Source organism: Streptomyces sp. UH6, from assembly GCF_013421635.1.
Taxonomy (GTDB): domain Bacteria; phylum Actinomycetota; class Actinomycetes; order Streptomycetales; family Streptomycetaceae; genus Streptomyces; species Streptomyces abyssomicinicus.
Map to the genome: position 1 here is coordinate 1 of NZ_JACADT010000732.1, position 2879 is coordinate 2879.

Here is a 2879-nt window from a genome sequence, read left to right on the forward strand (position 1 = left end):
CCGCCCGCCGCCACGACCCGCTCCACATAGGCATCGAAGTACCCGGCGCCGGCCTCGGGCGGCACGTGGACGCCCGCCGTCAGCAGCAGCTCACCGCCCAGCAGATACGGAAGGGGATCGGCCAGCTCCGAGGCCTGCGCCCAGTGCACGTCGCCCTCGCACGGCCCGGCGAGACGGACCAGCCCCAGATCGGTCCGCGCCAGCAGCGCGGAGAGCGGCACCGGGGGAGTGCGCGGCACCGGGGGAGTGGGCGGCACCGGGGGAGTGGGCGCCGGCCCGGAGGGCCCGGGCGGGGACGGGGCGGACGGCATGGTGGACGTTTCCTCCGATCCTCGCCACTGGAATGGAGGAAACGTACACTTCGCAGCCGCCCGGGGGCCATCTAGGGTCGGTCCCCGGTGCGCTCCGCGCGGTGACCCCGGCGCCACGTACCCTCGGAACCGGAGAAAGAAGGGCATCACCTCCATGACCTCCATGAACAACGGCACGACGCCCCGCGGCCCCGTCGACTCCTCGCGGATCCCGCGGTACGCGGGGCCGGCGACCTTCGCCCGGCTGCCGCGCCTGGACGAGGTGGGCACGGCCGACGTGGCGGTGATCGGCGTCCCCTTCGACTCGGGCGTCTCCTACCGGCCCGGCGCCCGGTTCGGCGGCAACGCCATCCGTGAGGCGTCCCGGCTGTTGCGCCCCTACAACCCGGCCCAGGACGCGTCGCCCTTCGCGCTGGCGCAGGTCGCGGACGGCGGGGACATCGCGGTCAACCCGTTCAACATCGACGAGGCGGTCGAGACGGTCGAGGCCGCGGCGGACGACCTGCTGAGCACCGGGGCCCGCCTGATGACGCTCGGCGGCGACCACACCATCGCGCTGCCGCTGCTGCGGTCGGTGGCGAGGAAGCACGGCCCCGTCGCGCTGCTCCACTTCGACGCCCACCTGGACACCTGGGACACCTACTTCGGCGCCGAGTACACGCACGGCACGCCCTTCCGCCGGGCGGTGGAGGAGGGCATCCTCGACACCTCGGCGCTCTCCCACGTCGGCACCCGCGGGCCGCTGTACGGCAAGCAGGACCTGAAGGACGACGAGAAGATGGGCTTCGGCATCGTCACCTCGGCGGACGTCTACCGCCGGGGGGCCGACGAGGTGGCCGACCAGCTGCGGCAGCGCATCGGGGACCGGCCGCTGTACATCTCCATCGACATCGACTGCCTGGACCCGGCCCACGCCCCCGGCACCGGCACCCCCGAGGCGGGCGGCATGACCTCCAGGGAACTGCTGGAGATCCTGCGCGGCCTGGCCGACTGCAACCTGGTCTCCGCGGACGTGGTCGAGGTCGCCCCGGCGTACGACCACGCGGAGATCACCTCCGTCGCCGCCTCCCACACCGCCTACGAACTCACCACCCTCATGTCCCGTCAGATCGCGAAAGCCCGAACGCAGTGACCCACGACCACGACCTGGTGCTCCGCCCGACCGCCGCGCAGACGGAGGCGGCGCTCAACCCCCCTGCCGGCCGCCACGGCGGAGACCTGGTCGTGGAGACGCTCGCGGGACTCGGCGCCACCACCGTCTTCGGCGTGCCCGGACAGCACGTCCTGCCCGTCCTCGACGCGCTGCGCCGCTCCGGCCTGCGGTACGTCGGCCTGCGCGTGGAGAACAACGCGGGGTTCGCGGCGGACGCCTACGGGCGGATCACCGGCGAGGCGGCCACCCTGCTGCTGTCCACCGGACCCGGCGCGCTGACCTCGCTGGCCGCGCTCCAGGAGGCCGCCGCCGCCTCCGCGCCGGTGCTGGCCATCAGCGGCCAGATCGCCTCCACCGGGCTCGGTGGCCGCCGTCGCGGCCACCTCCACGAACTGGAGGACCAGGCCGCCTCGTTCCGAGGGGTCGTCAAGTCGGTGCACACCGCGCGCACCGCGTCGCAGATCCCCTCGGCGATCGCGGAGGCGTGGCGTTCGGCGCTGACCGTGCCGTTCGGGCCCGTGTGGGTGGAGATCCCGCAGGACGTGCTGGCGGAACCGGCACGCCTTCCCCAGGTCACCGCCGTGGACGCCACACCGGAGGAACTGCCGCCGAGGCCGGAACTGACCGCCGTCGCCGCGGACCTGCTGGCGCGCGCCGAACGCCCGGTGATCGTCGCGGGCGGCGGGGTGATCCGGTCGGACGCCTCCGGCAAACTGCGCACGCTCGCGGAGAAGCTGGCGGTCCCGGTCGTCACCACCTTCGGCGGCAAGGGCGCGTTCCCCTGGAACCACCCGCTCTCGCTGCGGTCGTGGCTGGAGGACCGGCACACCACCGACTTCCTGGAGGACGCCGACGTCCTGCTGGTCGTCGGCTCCGGGCTGGGTGAACTCTCCTCCAACTACCACACCTTCCGGCCCCGCGGCACCATCGTCCAGATCGACGCGGACGCCGGGAAGCTGGAGGCCAACCACGCCGCGCTCGGCATCCACGCGGACGCGCGGCTCGCCCTCCAGGCGCTGCTGGAGACGCTGGAACCGGTCCCGGCCGCGGCACCGGAGAAGACCGAGGCCGCTGCCGGGCGGGCGCGTGCGCTCCTCGACCGGGTCGGCGCGCGGATCGCGGAGCAGGGACTCGAGCTGGAGCAGGAGCTGCTGGCGTCGGTGCGGGCGGCGCTGCCGGCCGCCTCACCGTCGTTCTGGGACATGACCGTCCTGTCCTACTGGGCGTGGTCGGCGTTCGACGCCCGGCGTCCCAACACCCTGCACTCGGCGCAGGGCGCGGGGGGCCTCGGGTACGCCCTGCCCGCCGCGCTGGGCGCCGCGGTCGCCGAGCCCGGGCAGCCGGTGCTGGCGGTCTCCGGCGACGGGGGCGCGCTCTACTCCGTCGCCGAACTGGCGACGGCGCGTCAGCACGGG

At 74.2% G+C, this 2879-nt stretch carries 2 protein-coding genes and 1 pseudogene; 2 read left to right on the forward strand and 1 reads right to left on the reverse strand.

The window, feature by feature from the left end:
• Nucleotides 1–311, reverse strand: a pseudogene (locus HW445_RS24985) (PucR family transcriptional regulator ligand-binding domain-containing protein); the annotation flags it as partial.
• A 163-nt stretch (nucleotides 312–474) separates the two neighbouring features.
• Between HW445_RS24985 and speB the strand changes: the two are divergent.
• The gene (gene speB, locus HW445_RS24990; protein WP_180223184.1) at nucleotides 475–1443 is read left to right on the forward strand and encodes an agmatinase; all 969 of its coding nucleotides are present in this window, start codon (nucleotides 475–477) and stop codon (nucleotides 1441–1443) included.
• Nucleotides 1440–2879: thiamine pyrophosphate-binding protein (locus tag HW445_RS24995; RefSeq protein WP_180223183.1), on the forward strand; the 1440-nt coding region annotated here is incomplete at its 3' end. The genes speB and HW445_RS24995, both read left to right, overlap by 4 nt.

Coding starts and splice junctions, on each gene's coding strand:
- speB (WP_180223184.1), top strand. CDS start 475: ATGAACAACGGCACGACGCCCCGCGGCCCCGTCGACTCCTCGCGGATC.